Genomic DNA, 17006 nt, shown 5'->3' on the forward strand with positions numbered 1-17006 from the left:
AGCGCCGGGTGGCATGTGCGCAGTCGCAGCGCCGGTCGCCCAAGTGACCAAGGTGCTGGCCCACCACGCCGATGTGGTGATTGCCAACCTGAACGCGCCGGATCAGACGGTGATTTCTGGCGCCAAGGCCGCTGTGGAGGCGGCGGCCAAAGGGCTGGAACATGCCGGTTGTGCCGCGCGGATGCTGCCGGTCGGGGGGGCGTTTCATTCACCCTTGATGGTCGATGCAGCGGCCAGGTTTGCCGGAGCTTTTGACGCAGTTGCACTGAACGAGCCAAACTGCCCAGTGATATCGGCCCGTGGCGGCAAGCCATTTCCCCAAACGCCCGATGGCATCGCCCAGCAGTTCATCGCCCAAATTTGTGAACCAGTGGATTGGATCGCCCAAGTTGAGGCGCTGTACGATGCCGGTGCGCGCACTTTCGTCGAGGTTGGGCCAACGGGTGTGCTGAGCCATCTGACCGCCAAGCTTTTGAAAGGGCGCGGCGGGACACAAGAAGGCGCGCTAAGCAACGTTGAAATTGTCTCAATGGATGACGGGCGGGGTTTGCGCGGAATGCTGGTCGCTTTGGCGCGGCTTTGGGCAAAGGGATACGATATTGATGTCGCCGAACTTGCGCCGCGTTTGGGTGTGTCGCTTGCGGTGCTGACACAAGCGGCGGCGACCGCCGTGCCGAAATCGGCTTGGCTGGTGGATGGAATGCACATTCGGCCCGCCCACTCCGAGGTTGCCGCGCGTCCCGGGGGTTACGAGCTTCGGACGATCGACACTGTGCCGGTGCCGCGCCAAGAGCCTGCCACGCCCAGGTCAGAAACCACGCCCTCCGATACAAAAGGAGCTTTGATGAACTCAGCCAACGAAGACGGTCTGCTTACGGCTTACAGCGAGTATCAGGCCACGATGCGCCAATTCCTGCAAACGCAGGAGCAGGTGATGAATTTGCTGTTGACCGGTGCGCCGGGCGAAACGGTGGTGAATGCGCCCGTGTCCGCCCTGCCGGTCGCCGCCCCGCCGTTGCCAGAACCGGTGCCGGTCCCTGCCGCTGCCAGGGTAGAAACGGCACCAGTACCCCCGCCTGCCACAGCGGCCCCTTCGGAAGTTGCGTCCGCGCCCTTGGACCGCGCCGGTGTTGCCGCCTCTTTGTTGAAAATTGTTGCGGATCACACCGGATACCCCGATGACATGATTGCCTTTGACCTTGATGTAGAGGCAGAATTCGGGATTGAATCCATCAAACGGCTAGAGATCCTCGAACGGTTTATCGGGACATTGCCGCCCCATGCGGTCGATGCGTTTCGGTCAGATGCTGAAAGGGTGGCACGAGAACGCGTTCTGGACATTTGGGTTGATGCGGCAATGTCTGCCATCAGCACCGGGGAGGGCGCGCGCCCTTTTGACCAAGGGGCGTCGGCGGCGGAGGCGGATAACACCGCAACCACCACGGCGCCCCACAACGCAGATTGCCCACTTTATGTCATGGCCCCACGCGCGTGCACTTTACCAGAGGCGGTTGGGAAGACTGATCTCGGGCCATTGATTGTCTTGCGCGGACCGGAGGAGTTGACCGCCGCGGTCGTTGAGAAATTGACATCGACGGGCACTGAGCACCGCGTGTTGGATCCCGTCCCGGATGCGTTGCCGGAAGCCATTGCAGACGCCCGTGATGCACTTGGGCCTATCCGTGGTCTGATCCATCTGGCGGGCTGTGTGCAATCGGCCGACTGGTCCACGGCGACGGCTGAGGGGACCACAGCGCTGTACCGGGCGATTTCCGCCGCACTGCCTGATCTGACGAGCACAGCGGAAACACCAGCCCGGATATTTGCTCTGACGCGGCTGGGCGGACTGGGGGGCCGTACTGCGATGGAAGGGCTTCCGCCAGGCAACCTTGCGTGTTGCGCGGCTGGCGGTGTTCAGGGGCTGCTGAATTCTGTCACGCTAGAGCATCCGCAGATCGCCGTTCGCGCGATTGATCTTGCTGCGAGCATCCCTGACGTTGAGGCCGCAGGGATTTTGCTTCGCGAAATGAGTTTCCTGACGGGCCGCGTGGAGGTTGGGTATACAAGCGCGGGACGCGTCGTTCTGGATGTGGTCGAGTGCGAGCGTCAAACAGATCCCGAGCACGAACCGGCGCTTGGCAAAGATGCGGTCGTTGTGGCGACAGGCGGCGTGCGGGGTGTTACCGTTGCGGCGCTCAAGGCCATAGCGGCGCCCGGCGCCCGGATTATTGCGCTATCCCGGCGCGCCGAACCCGAGGCAGAGGACCCAGCATATGCAGATGCAAGCGACGCCAACGCACTGCGCCGCGTTCTGATCGAAGCGGCCCGTGCGCGGGGTGAAATGCCGCGTCCTCCCGAAGTGGAAACCCGGATCGAACGGATTTTGCGCGATCGGGCGGCGCGCGCCGGTTTGAATGATCTCAGGGCGCATGGCTTCACGGTCGATGTGCGTGCCGTCGATCTGGGAAACCGCGCCGCTGTGACCGAAGCAATGGACCAGATCCACACCGTGCACGCGCGCATCGACGGACTGGTGCATGGCGCTGGCATCATAGAGGACAAGCTGATCGCACAGAAGGCACCGGCCTCGTTTGACCGGGTTTTGGGCACTAAAACGGCTGCGCTTGATATCCTTTTGGCCCACCCGGCAGCGGCTGGATACAGTCATGTATTGTTCTTCAGTTCCATTGCCGGGCGCTTGGGCAATCGAGGGCAATCTGATTATGGCGCGGCAAACGAGGTGCTGAACCGTGCCGCACTTTGGCTCAAATCAACACGCCCGGATGTAACAGTCGCGTCCATTAACTGGGGCCCTTGGGCCGGGGCCGGTATGGCTTCGGAGGCTGTGAACGCGCAGTTTCGGGCCCGTGGCATCGAAGCAATTCCGCTGCAAGCGGGCGCTGCGACCGCCAATTGGGCACTGACGACGGAAAGCGCGCCGGTAGAGCTTATCGCAGGGCGGGGAAATTGGATGGAAAACTTGGGGGCCGAGTGCCCCGTCGACCGAACGTGACACCAAGAGGAAACGAAACCATGCACGCTGACACGTTGGAACAGGATTTCTCATCGGCCCCGATCGATACGGGGATCGGGGCGATTATAGAGGCACGCGGCCGTGCGCTTAACGACATCACACCAGAGCACGTGAGCGCGTTGCTACAGCACTATGGCGTGTTGCTTTTTCGGGGGTTTACCCATGACACTGATGGTTTTGTTGCGTTTTCAGATCAACTGACCGACGATTTTTCGAACTATCGTGGCGGCGGTTTGCGGTTTGCCATGCTGGACCGGGAAAAGGTTGGGGGCCACAACACGGTTTTGACGACCACAGGCCACAAAGCGAACTTCGGCATCCCCTTGCATGGTGAGATGTATTACATGAAAGAGCCGCCGCAATTGTTGTGGTTCTATGCCGATGTACCGCCTTTGGAAGGCGGGCAGACAACATTATGCGATGGCGCGGCGCTGTATCAGGCGCTGAAACCAGAGACGCAGGCATGGTTCCGCGACCATCAGATCAAGTATGTGCGGAACCTTGTCGAGGGCGACTGGCAAGCGACCTTCATGACCGACAATCTTGACGAAGCGCGGGCGTTTTGTGCCAGCAACGATCTGACCATGACGTATGACCCCGAGACTGGCACCGTCAGCGCAGAATTTACTTGCTCGGCGTTGCGCACCTATGAGCAGGAGACGCTTTTCATCAACAATGCGCTTTTTATTTACATGGGCGAAATGGCGTTCCGCTCGGGGTGGGCGGCCAAGAACCTGCCCGGATTGCGCAGCGCGGAATGCCCGATCGTGGTTCGTGCAGGCGATGGGAGCGAGTTGCCCAAATCTGTTATCGAAGATGTGCAGCAGACCTCTGCAAAGTTGACGCGCAAAATATACTGGCAACAAGGCGATATCGTCTTGATCAACAATCATCGCGTTCTCCATGGCCGAGCAGAGACGGACAGCGGCGAGCGTTCTATCCTGGTGCGTCTTGGCGGGCCGGCGTTTGCTCTTCCGAGGGCAGCATGAGCGTCGCCGCCCCCGTAAGAAGCAGGTTTTACAACACGCTGACAGGAACGGAGCCTTTGCTGTTCCATGCGCAAGGGTATCACGATTTCAAACCCGTTTGGCCTCGAATTCGCGCACATGTGTTTGGCGCAGCGCCAAGGCAAATCGGCCAGAGTGACAGGGTAACTGTTCTGACCTGCAACAACGGCCACGACGCCATGGGGCTGTTCGAGGACAGTTGTGCACACTTGGGTGTGCCGGTCGTTGTCGCCGGCCGTGAGTTCACTGAATGGTCGAACGCAGTCCATAAACCGCAGGCGATCCTGAATGCACTGGCCGACATCCGGACCCCGTGGGTGCTGCATGCGGACAGTCGCGATGCGATCCTTGCAGGCGACCCAGATCGGCTTGTGGATGACATGGCACGGGATTTTGCGGGGGCGGACATGGTGTTTGGCGGGTGTCAATTGAGCTGGCCAAACGCCGAAGACCTTTCCAGTTTTGAACTTGGTTTGCCGGGGTCCGAAAGCTCTGACTACAAACACCTGAACGGTGGGCTTTGGATCGCGAGAACGGATTTTGCCCGTGAGCTTTTCTCGGCCGTATTGGCGACAGAACCGCATCCTGCTGCGCCCGAGTCCGAGCAGGGCAAGCTCCGAAAACTTTTCCCCAACTACTACCCTCGCATCGTCATCGACTATGGCCTCAGGATGTTTCACAACGTCGGGTTTACCTTCGTTGACACCTACGATGAGCGTTCCAGTTGAAGGGCGTAGAGGCGGATACAAAGACGCTGCTGTATCGGGGTACTGATATTGATGGCGTTTCGATTGACCCCGACCGGCTTGAGGTTCGTGGCCGGTCGATCACCGATCTGATCGGGAACGTTCGTTTTTCGGAAATGACGCTTCTGGTATTGGGCGACACCAAAACTGATCCCGTTGCGCTGGATCATGCTCTGCTGGACAGAATGGAAGCCGTTGGTCCGGAGCATCCGGCGGCTTTGACTGCTCACGCAATATCTGCGGGCGGCGCAGGTATGCCCATTGCAGCCATGGCTGGCCTGTGTGCCACCACAGACGCAGATGCCGCCCCTTTGCGAACTGCGCTGCCCTCGTTGCCGAAAGATGCAGAATTCGGCTTGGCGGTTACCGCTGCCGTGCCCGGGGTGATTGCGGCGTGGCGCGCGGCCCGAGGCAAGACACGCCCATCAGTGGCCGGGGCCGGGTTTATACAACGGTCGTGCGGATTGAATGCAGAGACTGCGGATGTTGCGGCCTGCGATCTGAAAGTGATCGAAGATGTGATGGTTGGTTGGACGGGTGGATTTGGGCCGCTCCCGCCTTCAGTCATGATACCGCGCATTGCCATTGGCACCGGTGTTTCGGTTCAGCATGCCGTGGCGGCGGGGTTTGCCGCTGCTGGGCCGCTACATATCGGGGCGACAATGCAGGCGGTTGGCGTCCTTGCTGCGGCGCAGTCCGGTGATGGATCATCGACCGACAAGGACATCGCCTCCTTACTTGATCACATGCTGGCATCGGGTCAGATGGTTGGGGGCTTTGGCCATCCGTTGCTGAATACAGACCCGCGTCCGCCGCGCATTCGGTCCCGTGCCGAAGAGCTTGGGTCGGTGCATCCGATCTGGGGTGTCTATGACAAGGCGTGCGCGCATATGCAGGCAAAAGCGAACCTCAGGCCCAATGTCGATTTTGCTTGTGGTGCCGCGATGATCGCCGCTGGCATTCGCGATCCCGGTACCGCCGCCGGATTGGCGATGATGGCGCGCTCGGTCGGCATGACCGCGCATGTCCTTGAACGTAAGAACCGTCCTGCTTTTGGCGTCCGTCGCCAGACCGCGCGGGATCACCTAAACTCCTTTCCCACAGGGTGGCTATGATGTCAGAAAAGTTGCTCGCCAAGGGTTTGCGAAACCGCCAGAACGCAGCAGACTATGATCGATTTTCCGAGGCGGTTCTCGGGCCATGGGATGAACTGTTCCTTGACCGCTGCGAGGCGCTTCGCCCGGTTCAGACAGGCACTTTTGTCGATGTCGGCGCGGGCACCGGTGTGGTCCTTGATCGCCTGTCAAAGCGTGCGGCCTTTGCCGGGTGGACGATGATCGGGCTCGAATTGTACGACGACATGGTTATGGCCGGCAATGCCCGTTTTGCTGCGCAGTCCGTGCGGGCTGAAATGCGCCAAGGCGATGCGCAGGAGTTACCGCTGGCCGATGCAAGTGTTGATATGGTGGTCAGCCGTGCAACGATCCACCATATTCCCGACAAACGCACTGCATTGAAAGAGATGGCGCGCGTTTTGCGACCCGCCGGAATTGGTCTGATCCATGATGCACGTCGTGATATGCCCAAGGACCTGATGGATCGATTTAATGCGATGCGCGCAGAGGTTGGGTATTTGCCCACAACCCTGGAGGAAAAGCTCATCCCGCAAGAGATGGAAACGCTTTTGCATGAGGCAGGCTTAGCGTCGTGTTCGACGCTGGCATTTGGCAATGACGGCCTTGCTGCACTGGGGTTTGAGGTCGTGATCCGGGCCGCTTCGTGACAGTGTGGATCAAGCCGTCTTTGTCCTTGGGGCGCAATGCTCTGGTAAATACGTCTAAGGACGCGCTGTCGCAGCGCATTGCCGCTGCTTTACAAACAGGAAGCTTGCACTGCGAAAAGGGCGCGCTTGTATTCTTGCCCGCCCGTGAACCCGGTGCGCAACTGCTGGTGTTGCCGGATAGTGCGCCGGATCGTTTGCCCGAAGTCACTATCGCGATGGGGGACATTGAGCTTCCGCCTGTCGACACGCGGTCACCGCCCTTATGGCTGGAACGCCGCGCTGAAGGGGCCGACACAGGCGAAGCCCTTTGGGATCTATCTATCGCATTACACGACAGGCGCATCGGTCCCAATGTAATGTCCTGGGAGAACGCTCGCCCTTGGATCAGCGGGGCAGATAAGCGTGAAGCTGGATTGGTTTTGCCCGATGGCCGTTGGATCATCCTGCGAGATGATGCTGCGCGCGACCCGCAGCGACTGATCGACCCTCCGGTTGAGGTGATCACCCTTGCCGCGCAGGATCGGTCGGGGTTGCTTGATGCATTACTGGCTTGGCAACCGGGCGCACGCGGGATTGCGGCGACGTCGGAGCAACGGGTAAGGCTGGCGTTCTTGTATCGCAACGGCGATGACGCGGAGCGCACCAAGGCGCTTGCCCGTAAGGTGATTGTTACGGCAAAGGGACGTGTCACACACCCGGCGGGCCTGTTCTTCGACCCGGACGCTCGAAAAGACCCTGTTGCCTTTCTTTTTCCAGGTCAGGGATCGCAGTATCGCGGCATGCTGCGTGCGACACTGGCTGTTCATCCCGGCCTGCGCGACTGGTTTGATGCGCTGGATCGCTATAACCCGGCCAACTTATCGCCCCTTCCCAGCCGTCTCTTGCTGGAGGATTGGCCCGATGACAGTCCGGCTGCGCGATCATTTCACGGTTTGGCGGGCGGTGGCTATGCGGGTCTTGCGTCGGCCTTGGCGCATACGGATTTGCTGACAAGCATGGGTTTGCGACCCGATGCCATGTTGGGCCATTCGAACGGAGAGAATGCCGCGATGTTGGCCGCTGGGGTGATCCGAACGACCACGCGGCGCGGACAATTCTCGGTGCTGTCGCACATGTGCGGCCTCTTCTCGGAAGCGGATGACAGTTTTGGCGATGGTGCCGATTTGTCTGAACCGGGCGGGGGGGCGGGGTGCTTTGCCCTGGCCGTGCCATCGTCAATGGACCCGTCTGTGGTGGACACGTTGCTCGATGATACGGTTTTGATGATGATGGACAATTGCCCGAGCCAAAAAGTGGTCTGGGGCCCTGTCAAGGTGCTGGAACAGCGCCTGAAGACATTGCGAAAAGACGGGATTCTGGTTGTACGCTTGCCGCTGAGCGCGCCTTATCACACGCCTCATTTCCGCCCTATCGTGGACCGCTTCATCAAGGATTACGGGATGCTTGATCTCGGGGCAGGGCAGGTTCGATTGTACAGCGGGTTCACCGGCGCGCCTTTTCCGGAAACGCGCGATGAGATCATCGAAACTGCGACCCGGCAATGGAGCGAGCCTGTCCTGTTCCGAAAAGCGCTGAAACAAATGTATGCCGATGGCATCAGGGTTTTCGTTGATGTCGGTCCGGGGGGGCATCTTGCTGGGTTCGTGCGCGATACGATTGGGGATGCGCCGCATAATGCCTTGGCCATGGATACAGAGACCCGGTTGGATGGCACCACGATCTTGCGGACATTGGCCCAGATGTTCACGCTTGGCCAGTTGGACCGGATAGATTTTGGCCACCCGAACAAAGCGGCACCTGCGCGACGCGACCCGGCTCGTGTGACTGCTCCAGTTGCCGGTCTGACCTGTGAGAAATCGCCGAAGACGACTCCAGCCTTGGTGCAACCGATCGTTTCCGCGCTGCCAGACGATCCGCCTTTGCCTGCGGCGCAGTCACCAAAATCGGCCATGCTGTCTGCCATCGCAGCCGCGCATTTTGATCTTATGCGCGCCCAGCTCGCGCAAGAAACGCGGATCTTTTCGTCGCTCACGCAACAGTTAAGAGCGTCGGACGCTATGACCGATGCTGAACCGGCTCGTCCCGCGCCGACGGTGGAAATGACCCCTGCTGCGCTGCCGCACGAACCGCTGGCTCAATTCGGAGTGACGGATCTTGAAATTGACGGCGGCACGCTGTCGGCCTCCCTGTGTATGGACCCGACGCGCCAGAGCTTTTTGGCCGATCACGCCTTTTGCAAAGCTCGCTCGGTTGACCCGGTGCGCCACGGATTGCCGGTACTGCCCCTTATGATGTCCGCTGAAATTGCGGCGGCGGCGTCTTCACAGCTTGCTGGTTCCGGGTGGGTTGTCACCCAGATCGAAAATTTGCGCGGTTATCGCTGGATCGCGGCAGATAGCGGGCAGATTGACCTTCGCCTTGTGGTGCAATCACAAGCTGGTGCGGATGCAAATGCGCGCCGGTTCTCGGTCAAAATGGATCATTCCAATGCGCAAGATGACAGTGGTGGCGGTTTGGCCGTTACCTGCGAGGTTGTGTTGCAGCGCGCCTACCCTGCGCCGCCCGTGCCGCTTCCTGACGACATGGGCTCGCCGCCACGAAACCATCGCGACGGTAGTCCGGTGTGCACGGGCGAAGAGTTTGCCGACCGGCTGTTCCACGGCCCCAGTTTCACAAGCATTGGGGCCGTGTCGGGCTGGTCTGAAACAGGGATCGCCTTGTGTGTGACTGCGCCAACCGAGGACCGCTTCGTCATCCCGGGTTTGCGCGGACCGCGCGAGGTGCCGGGGCCGCTTCTCGATAGTGCAGGTCAAATCCTTGCTCTGCATCAAAAACACAAAACAACCAGCAGCTTCGGCGTTTTTCCCGTCTTTGTGCAGTCAATCAATTTCTACGGTCCCCGCCCGGTGGCGGGAACGCCTTTGCACGTCGTCACCCAACAATCGACCGTTGACGGAACGCTCATCGGAACACTGGACTACCGTTCGCAAGGGGGGCAGGTTCTGGTTCGCATGGACGGTCTGAAGATGGTGTTCATCCACTGGCCGCGCCGCTTCGAAACAAGCTTTTTCCGCGGTCGGCAAGAAGCCTCGTTGGTCGAGCAGCTTGCCGCGCCGGGCGGTGTCACTGTCAGAATGATCCGGGGGTTTGATCGCGGCTTTTTGACAACCAGCAATCGTATCTGGCTTCGCTCCTTGGCGATTGCCTGCCTTTCAGAAGGCGAACGCGACACGTTTCGCGCTCTTCCTCCACGTGGTCCGCGACAAGAAGAGTGGCTGATGGGCAGGATCGCGGTGAAAGAAGCCGGGTTGTGCACGCTCCCCGATCCGATGGCGGCCGATCTGATGGAACTGAGCGTTGCGCAAGATGCCTCGGGTCGGCCTTCACTTGTTCAGCCGGATGGAACGCGCGTTCACTGCTCGATCTCTCATTGCGCCGGAGCGGCCGTTGGCGCTGTCGCGCCGCCGGGTACGGCGGTGGGAATCGACGTTGAGCCTGTCGCAGCGCCAGATGACCCATTTCAAGGCAATACACTTGCGTTTCATCCCTCGGAGGGTGCGGTAATCGACCGGTTCGGGGCCAAAGCGGTGTGGTGCGCAAAGGAAGCTGCGGCCAAAGCCATTGGCACAGGATTGATGGGGGCGCCAACCCGTTTCAGGGCCCGGCTGCGCGGCGACCAGATTCAAATTGTGGTTGCGTCGGAGTCAATTTCAATTACACTTCTTGAGGTCGATACCTATCATGTTGCCCTGTGCAATATCCCTGAGGTGGAGGCTGTTCGCCTCGCTCAGAGGTTGACGCTTCTAAGTAAAACATCAGACGGAAGGGTCAGTGCACATGTCGAGCATTGCGACAATCACAACCAGTATCGCCAAGGTTCGGTCTGATCTCGATCCTGAGTGGCTTGAGCCCGATACACGGATGCGGGCCGACCTTGGGCTGACGTCGATCGACCTTTTGAATGTTCTGGCGCTGGTGACCCAATCAATTGGGAAAAAGATCATGTACGAGCCGCTTTTGTTGCCGGAAGGCAAGCCGAGGGCGGAACTGACCATTGGTGAACTTGCAGCCTTTGTCGATGACAACCTGGACGCCGCTGAACCCGACGTCGTAGCGATGTAGGAACCAGCCCAATGGCACTCTTTCGTCCTCGGTCCGCTCCCACGCGCTTACCGCTTTCACTGCGGATCGCAAAGGTGATCCAGCGGCCCTTGTCAAAGATTTCAAGGCATCCTGTGTTGAACGTCTTAGTCGGCTTTGTCTTGATGTTCATGGGAATTGATGAGTTCCTTCAAGAAACCCTTCCTGACTACAAAGGTTTTTTTGAGGTTCATCATGCGGTTATCCTGATCGGACTAACGATGGCACTAAAGGGCCTTATAGAAATGGGTGAGCGTTTGGAATTCGCGTTGGCTGAATATGAGGCGAAGACCGCGGCGCAAAACGACCAGAACAAAGCCTGAGGACCAAGATACACCCATGGAGTTTGTGACCGTCGTTCATCGTGCCATCCTGTCCAGCGGACGCTGGGTATATGTCTATGTGGCTTTGTCCAGTCTTGGAACACTCGGGGTGGCGATCTTGGTCAACACGGTGACGGATTATGATCCAGTCGCCGGGCCTGATTACGAATTGTTCGCCGCGTTCATTCTTGTGTGCGCGATAACTGTGGTGTCACGAGGTGAAACCACGCGGATCATGAACGCAGTTGGCGAAGGTATCGCCCACCATATGCGGATTCAATATGCGCGACTGCTCAAGGAAGCCGATCTCGTTCAGGTTGAAATGATTGGCCAAGAGAAGATTAAATCCACGCTCGCACGGAATGCGCAAATCCTTGCAGAAAGTCCCGCTGTTCTGACGCAAGGCGTGGCCTCAGCCGTGACATTCGTCCTTGCGACCATATACGTCGCAACCTTGTCGTTAATGGCGGCAGTTCTAGTGGTCGCCTTGACTGCGATTGTTGTGTTGGCAAGCCGGTTTCGAACGCAGAAGGCGCGCGAGGCCATGGCGGTTGGACAAGCGGCGGAGCGAAGGTTCTTTGACAGCTTTAACTCGCTTCTGGATGGTCTGCCAGAAGCACGCATGGACCGAAATCGCAGCGAGGATTTGTTCAAGAACTTCCTGACGGTCCGGGCGGTGTCTGCCCGTTCGGCGCGATTGCAGGCGTTGGATTCGATGATAGCTTTTGGCGTGCTTGTGTTTGCCAGTTTCTATCTTCTGCTTGGTTCGGTCACCTTCATAACGCCCCAATATGTCGATAGCGCCGCGACGGCGATGAAAATCGTTTACGTTTCCTCAGTGATCTGGCTGTTGATCGAAGGGCTTTTGCGGATCATGCCGACGATCCTGAGAGGTGACGCTGCCTTTACGGAGTTGCGCAAACTGGAAAGACAACTGAAAGACATCCAGCACACTGAAATCGTGCCAAGCCTGAGCTTGCCACCGTTTGAATCTTTGGCACTTAACCAACTGTCCTATACATACCCGACAGCAGAAGGCGGCTCTGACAGTTTCAGCATTGGACCTTGTGACCTGACACTATCGCGTGGCGAGATCGTTTTCATCGTGGGCGGAAATGGATCTGGTAAAACGACTTTGCTGCGCAATCTTTGTCGACTTTACGAACCGACATCCGGCGCTGTTTTTTGGAACGGCATGAAAATCACTGCGGCCAATGCTATCAGTTACCGCCAGCACATCTCGGCAATATTCGCGAGCTTTCATCTGTTCGATCGGCTTTACGGGCATCGCGACATCCCGAAAGAGGCGGTCGATAGCGCGCTGGACTATGTGGGACTGGGCGGCAAAACATCGTATGTTGATGGTAAATTCACGACGCTGAACCTGTCCACGGGCCAACGCAAACGTCTGGCGCTGGCGATAGCGATTTTAGAAGACCGTGATATCATGGTGTTTGATGAAATTGCGGCTGAACAGGACCCAGAGTTCCGTCGCCGCATTTATGAAGAGATCCTGCCAGATCTGAAGGCGAAAGGACATGCAGTGCTCGTGATATCTCATGACGAACGCTATTTCAGCCAAGCTGACAGGCTCTATTTCATGGAAGAAGGGCAGCTTTCGCTGAGGTCCGCATGAAAAGGAGACCCGAAGCTGACATCCTTGACCCCGACGACGATCGCCCAATTGATGAGGACATTCGAATTCCCTTCGTGCGGCGCGGTTTCTTCGTCTATCCAGTGGCAGTTATCGTCGTGGTTGGATTTCTTATCATGGCGCTGTCGCGGTCGATCTTCGTCTACGTCCTTCCCGGCGAAATCGGGGTGCGCTATGATCCGTTTCTTGGCGGCACACAGACGGACGTTTATGGCGAAGGTTTGGTGGTCAAGTTGCCTTGGGACCGCTTTTACACCTATGAAATTCGACTGCAGAACAGCCGCCACAACATGCGGGCGCTGTCGTCTGAAGGCATGTCCTTTGACATCGAAATTTCCGTGCTTTACCGCCCCAAAGCCGATGTGCTTGGTGAGCTACATCAAGAGTTGGGCCCCAATTACCGCGAGCGTGTGATTGAACCCATCGTGGTTTCGACGGTCCGCGAAGTTTTTTCGCGCCACACGTCTCATGCAGTGTATTCCACAGATTTCAGTATTTTTCAGGGCGAAATAGCGGCAAAACTCGATGATACTGCTGTTCGTGACTTGGTCGAGTTCACGTCTGTGCTGATCATGCGTTTGGAAATGCCCGACATCGTTCGACTTGCGATCAATCGCAAGCTTGAGCAGGAGCAGATCGCAGAATCCTACGACTTCATTCTGGCATCCCAACGGGCGGAAGCGGAAAGGAAGCGGATAGAGGCGATCGGCGTTCAGAATTTCTATTCCATTGTGGCGTCCTCGTTGAGCGAAGATGTCCTGACGTGGCAGGGTATCGAAGCGACTGTGAAATTGGCGAGTTCAGACAATGCCAAGATGGTGGTTATCGGATCGGGTGAGGGGCAATTGCCGATTATTCTGGGTGGAGAAATCGGTGCCTTGCCGCCCGGCCCGCCGCCACAGATCGTTCCTGTGCCTGAAGACACCGGGAACCTCGACTTTGACAGGCTTGCGCCATTGTTTCCTGATGCGAATCATACCTTGCGCGAATTGGCCCCGACCGGATTGGACATAACGGCCCCCACGGGGACCATATTTACTCCAGATCGCCCAAGCGACGGTGAAGTCAGAATGCCCGAAGATGGAAACTTGATTCCGCCATGGGCACTTGTGCCCAACGAAGCCGGTCTGCCGCGCCCGACGGAAGTAGAAAGGAATTGATCGAATGTGCCATTTCTATTCAATCCATGGTATAGTGAAATGAGTATCCGGGCCGCTGGACGTCCCAAAAAAAGAATCAGGATTGGGCGCAGGCTTCTTCTTGCCCCGCTTATTGCCGTTAATGCGCCATTTGCTTTGAGTCGTCTCATTGTGAAAGGCGGTTTCAGACTAGGTGAGAAGACAATCATGGCAGCCAGACCAAAAACCTCTACGACACCGGCGGACTCAGACGAGACCAAGGGAAATAAAGCGAACAGCGCGAGTGCTTCGCCAGCAGCCGACATGAAGGCGGCTCATCACGACGATGGAACAGTTATGATCACCGAAGAGACACGGCAGTTTCGGGCCGAAAGAATGGTCAAGGAACACATCGTCGCGTCGTTGGGATTGGGCCTGATACCCGTCCCGCTGGTGGATATCGCAACTGGCCTTGCGTCCAATGTGATGTTGGTAAAGCGACTTTGCACGCTTTACGATCAGCCCTTCAAGGCAGCGATTGCCAGAACAGCGGTCCTGTCGATAATGGGTGTTCTTGGCTCTGTTGGAGCGGCGGTTACAGTCGGGTTCAGTCTTGCAAAACTGATCCCCGGGATTGGCACAGCAGCGGGTACAGTCACACTGCCGATTGCGAATGGTGCAACGGCTTATGTTATTGGCAAGATGTTTATTGGACACTTCGAGATGGGCGGTACGCTGTTCGATTTCGATCCTCGGTCCAATGTGCCGCAAGTCCGCAGCGCATATGAAGAGGGGCGTGAACTGGCCGCTGAATTACTTGCGTCTCGCAGGAAGACGTCTGACGATACTGCGGCAGCTTCGGCCGATGCGGCAGCTTCGACTGCGTAGAGGTGCATAAACAAGCTAGGGTGACACAGTGATCTACATTCTTGCGGCGATTTACGTGTTGCTTTGCATCCCGGTAGCGGTCGTCGGTACCGGGTCGAGGCTTGGTTTTTTGGGAACCTTCTTGTTTTCACTATTGCTGACGCCGCTTTTGATGATCTTCTTCCTCATCATGCTCACACCGCGCAGGCGGCCAAGACGCAACTGAGGCTTTGTTCACGTTTCTTTTGGGTTGCACGTTGAAGATCGAAAAGTGGCCTCGAACCGCCCCGGGGGTTGCCGGAGGCTGATTGCAGTTAGTCACGCGGCTCGTTCCTCAGTTTCCATGGCCGCATAGAAATTGGCCGCCGCTTCTTTCGGCGGAATGTTCCCAATAAGCTCAAGCAGACGGCGGTTGTTGAGCCAGTCCACCTATTCGAGTGTTGCGTATTCCACTGCCTCGAAGTTGCGCCATAGTCCGCGGCGTTGAATGACCTCGGCTTTGAACAAACCGTTGATCGTCTCGACCAGGGCATTGTCATAACTGTATCCGACGCTGCCGACAGAGGGCTCGATACCAACTTCTCCCAACCGATCTGTGTATTTGATCGACAGGTATTGGCTGCCGCGGTCGGAGCGGTGAGCAAGCCCCATCGCCTTCATCTTGTCGGCGACATCTGTCGGGACGCCCGCCCGTTTGCCGCCGTCGACTTCTGCCTACTTGCCCCGCTCATTTAACGTATGCGCCGAACAGCCGATCTTTGCGGTGATCGACATGATCGCCTGTCAGCGGGAACTGTGCTGGCCCCGGTTGTCCAGCACCAATCGCACCGCACGCTCGCGGACCTCAGGAGGATATTTGTGTGTTGTCTTGCTCGTTGTGGCTTCATCCTATTCAGGAGTTGAAGCCTCCGGCAAACCCGGGGCGGTTCATGATGCTGACCGCGCAGGACGCAGGGAAGGTAGAATTAGGCACAGAAATGCGCGACGTGAGCCGCGCATTTCGTGAGGTTTGGCCGACAAAAGAGTCAGACTTTAGCGACGTTGCACATCAGTTCAGAAGAAACGACGGTAGCCAAAGCGACACTGCAGGAACATAGGTGACCAGCATCAGCGCCACGAAAATGGCAATGTAGAATGGCCAGATTGACTTCATGGCTTCTTCGATGCGTATCCGCCCCACGGCGCATCCGACGAAAAGACAGGTTCCGACAGGGGGTGTGCACAGGCCGATGCCGAGGTTGATCAGCAACATGATGCCGAACTGTGTGGGGTCCATTCCAAGACCTTTGGCGATGGGCAGAAAGATTGGTGTGCAGATCAGGATCAGCGCGGCCATGTCCATGATCATACCCAAAAGAAGCAGGATCACGTTGATCATCAAAAGAATGATGATCGGGTTGTCCGAAATCGAGACGAGCAGCCCCGACAGTTTTGCAGGCACTTGATACAGGGCCAACAGGTAGGCAAACGAACTGGCGAATGCGATCAGGATCATTACCATCGACGTCGTGCGAACCGCGCCGGTGACTGAGGTCTTGAAGGCTTCCCACGTCAGTGTCTTGTAATAGAACGTCGTGAGCAAAAGAGCATAGATTGCGCCAAAGGCACCAGATTCCGTCACGGTGAAGACGCCCGATAGCGTCCCGCCAACGATGATGACCGCAGTCATGAAACCCGGAATGGCATCGCGCGCAGTCTCTGCAACAACGCGCCAACCCGGGAACGGCTCGGACGGATAGTTGTGCTTGACTGACAAGATGTAGGCCGCAACAGCCAGACTGACGCACATCAATATGCCGGGCAGAACACCGGCAAGGAACAGACCAGAGACGGAAATACCACCACCAGCCGCAACAGCGAAGATGATCATGTTGTGGCTTGGTGGAATGACGATCCCGGCGATGGATGAGGTCACTGTGACGTTGACGGCAAAATCAGGGCGATAGCCACGCTCTTTCATCACGGGTACCAGCAGTGACCCAAGGGCTGAAATATCAGCGACCGCAGACCCTGAGATGCCGCCGAAAAGCATCGACGAGAAGATGTTGACCATCGCAAGGCCGCCCTTGAGGTGACCCACCAGTGCGGATGCAAGCTTCACTAGGCGCTTGGCGATCCCGCCATGCAGCATGATTTCGCCGGCGAAAATGAAGAACGGAATGGCCAGAAGCGAAAACACCGATACGCCGGATGTGGCGCGCTGGAATGTGATCAGCGCCGGAAAACCTTCGTACCAGAAGGCCGCGGCGGCGGCGATACCCATTGCAAAAGCTACAGGAGCGCCAATTACGACACCCGCTGCGAAAACGCCAAGAAGTAGAAGAAGTCCCAAGG

The 17006-nt window shown here is 57.8% G+C and carries 12 protein-coding genes and 1 pseudogene; 11 read left to right on the forward strand and 2 right to left on the reverse strand.

Annotated elements, in window-relative coordinates:
- From E2L05_RS13605 to E2L05_RS13655, 11 genes are all read left to right on the forward strand, one after another.
- Positions 1-3013 (forward strand): SDR family NAD(P)-dependent oxidoreductase (locus tag E2L05_RS13605; RefSeq protein WP_133343454.1); only part of this gene is annotated, 3013 nt, incomplete at its 5' end.
- A 20-nt stretch (positions 3014-3033) separates the two neighbouring features.
- Entirely contained in the window at positions 3034-4023 is a 990-nt protein-coding gene (locus tag E2L05_RS13610; RefSeq protein WP_133343455.1) for a TauD/TfdA family dioxygenase, read from the forward strand.
- Positions 4020-4769 carry a glycosyltransferase domain-containing protein gene (locus tag E2L05_RS13615; RefSeq protein WP_133343456.1) on the forward strand — a complete coding sequence of 250 codons (750 nt, stop codon included), beginning with the start codon at positions 4020-4022 and terminating at the stop codon, positions 4767-4769. Before E2L05_RS13610 ends, E2L05_RS13615 begins: the two co-directional genes overlap by 4 nt.
- Entirely contained in the window at positions 4766-5902 is a 1137-nt protein-coding gene (locus E2L05_RS13620) for a citrate/2-methylcitrate synthase (RefSeq protein WP_133343457.1), read from the forward strand. Before E2L05_RS13615 ends, E2L05_RS13620 begins: the two co-directional genes overlap by 4 nt.
- Entirely contained in the window at positions 5902-6570 is a 669-nt protein-coding gene (locus E2L05_RS13625) for a class I SAM-dependent methyltransferase (protein ID WP_165971768.1), read from the forward strand. Before E2L05_RS13620 ends, E2L05_RS13625 begins: the two co-directional genes overlap by 1 nt.
- Complete coding sequence (locus E2L05_RS13630) at positions 6567-10457, forward strand: type I polyketide synthase (protein ID WP_133343459.1); 3891 nt, start codon at positions 6567-6569, stop codon at positions 10455-10457. The genes E2L05_RS13625 and E2L05_RS13630 overlap by 4 nt, the downstream gene beginning before the upstream one ends.
- The gene (locus E2L05_RS13635) at positions 10408-10692 is read left to right on the forward strand and encodes a hypothetical protein (RefSeq protein WP_133343460.1); all 285 of its coding nucleotides are present in this window, start codon (positions 10408-10410) and stop codon (positions 10690-10692) included. Before E2L05_RS13630 ends, E2L05_RS13635 begins: the two co-directional genes overlap by 50 nt.
- A gap of 74 nt (positions 10693-10766) precedes the next feature.
- Positions 10767-11033 carry a hypothetical protein gene (locus E2L05_RS13640; RefSeq protein WP_133343461.1) on the forward strand — a complete coding sequence of 89 codons (267 nt, stop codon included), beginning with the start codon at positions 10767-10769 and terminating at the stop codon, positions 11031-11033.
- 16 nt (positions 11034-11049) lie between these two features.
- Positions 11050-12669: an ATP-binding cassette domain-containing protein gene (locus E2L05_RS13645; RefSeq protein WP_165971769.1), complete on the forward strand. Its 1620-nt coding sequence runs from the start codon at positions 11050-11052 to the stop codon at positions 12667-12669.
- Entirely contained in the window at positions 12666-13847 is a 1182-nt protein-coding gene (locus tag E2L05_RS13650) for a prohibitin family protein (protein WP_133343463.1), read from the forward strand. The genes E2L05_RS13645 and E2L05_RS13650 overlap by 4 nt, the downstream gene beginning before the upstream one ends.
- A 186-nt stretch (positions 13848-14033) precedes the next feature.
- Positions 14034-14693, forward strand: a complete 660-nt coding sequence (locus E2L05_RS13655) for a YcjF family protein (protein ID WP_165971770.1) — start codon at positions 14034-14036, stop codon at positions 14691-14693.
- A gap of 297 nt (positions 14694-14990) precedes the next feature.
- Here E2L05_RS13655 and E2L05_RS21115 read toward each other — a convergent pair.
- Both E2L05_RS21115 and E2L05_RS13665 read right to left on the reverse strand, forming a co-directional pair.
- Positions 14991-15320, reverse strand: a pseudogene (locus E2L05_RS21115) (integrase core domain-containing protein); the annotation flags it as partial.
- A gap of 400 nt (positions 15321-15720) precedes the next feature.
- Positions 15721-17004 (reverse strand): TRAP transporter large permease, encoded by a 1284-nt coding sequence (locus E2L05_RS13665; RefSeq protein WP_133343465.1) that lies wholly within the window; start codon positions 17002-17004, stop codon positions 15721-15723.
- Positions 17005-17006: the final 2 nt, after the last annotated feature.

The sequence above is a fragment of the Meridianimarinicoccus aquatilis genome, from assembly GCF_004358675.1.
GTDB lineage: Bacteria > Pseudomonadota > Alphaproteobacteria > Rhodobacterales > Rhodobacteraceae > Meridianimarinicoccus > Meridianimarinicoccus aquatilis.

Bases quoted from the DNA above. Each gene is read 5' to 3' on its own strand.
- E2L05_RS13625 (WP_165971768.1), top strand. From the start codon at position 5,902: ATGTCAGAAAAGTTGCTCGCCAAGGGTTTGCGAAACCGCCAGAACGCA.
- E2L05_RS13655 (WP_165971770.1), top strand. From the start codon at position 14,034: ATGGCAGCCAGACCAAAAACCTCTACGACACCGGCGGACTCAGACGAG.
- E2L05_RS13635 (WP_133343460.1), top strand. From the start codon at position 10,408: ATGTCGAGCATTGCGACAATCACAACCAGTATCGCCAAGGTTCGGTCT.
- E2L05_RS13615 (WP_133343456.1), top strand. From the start codon at position 4,020: ATGAGCGTCGCCGCCCCCGTAAGAAGCAGGTTTTACAACACGCTGACA.
- E2L05_RS13645 (WP_165971769.1), top strand. From the start codon at position 11,050: ATGGAGTTTGTGACCGTCGTTCATCGTGCCATCCTGTCCAGCGGACGC.
- E2L05_RS13610 (WP_133343455.1), top strand. From the start codon at position 3,034: ATGCACGCTGACACGTTGGAACAGGATTTCTCATCGGCCCCGATCGAT.
- E2L05_RS13650 (WP_133343463.1), top strand. From the start codon at position 12,666: ATGAAAAGGAGACCCGAAGCTGACATCCTTGACCCCGACGACGATCGC.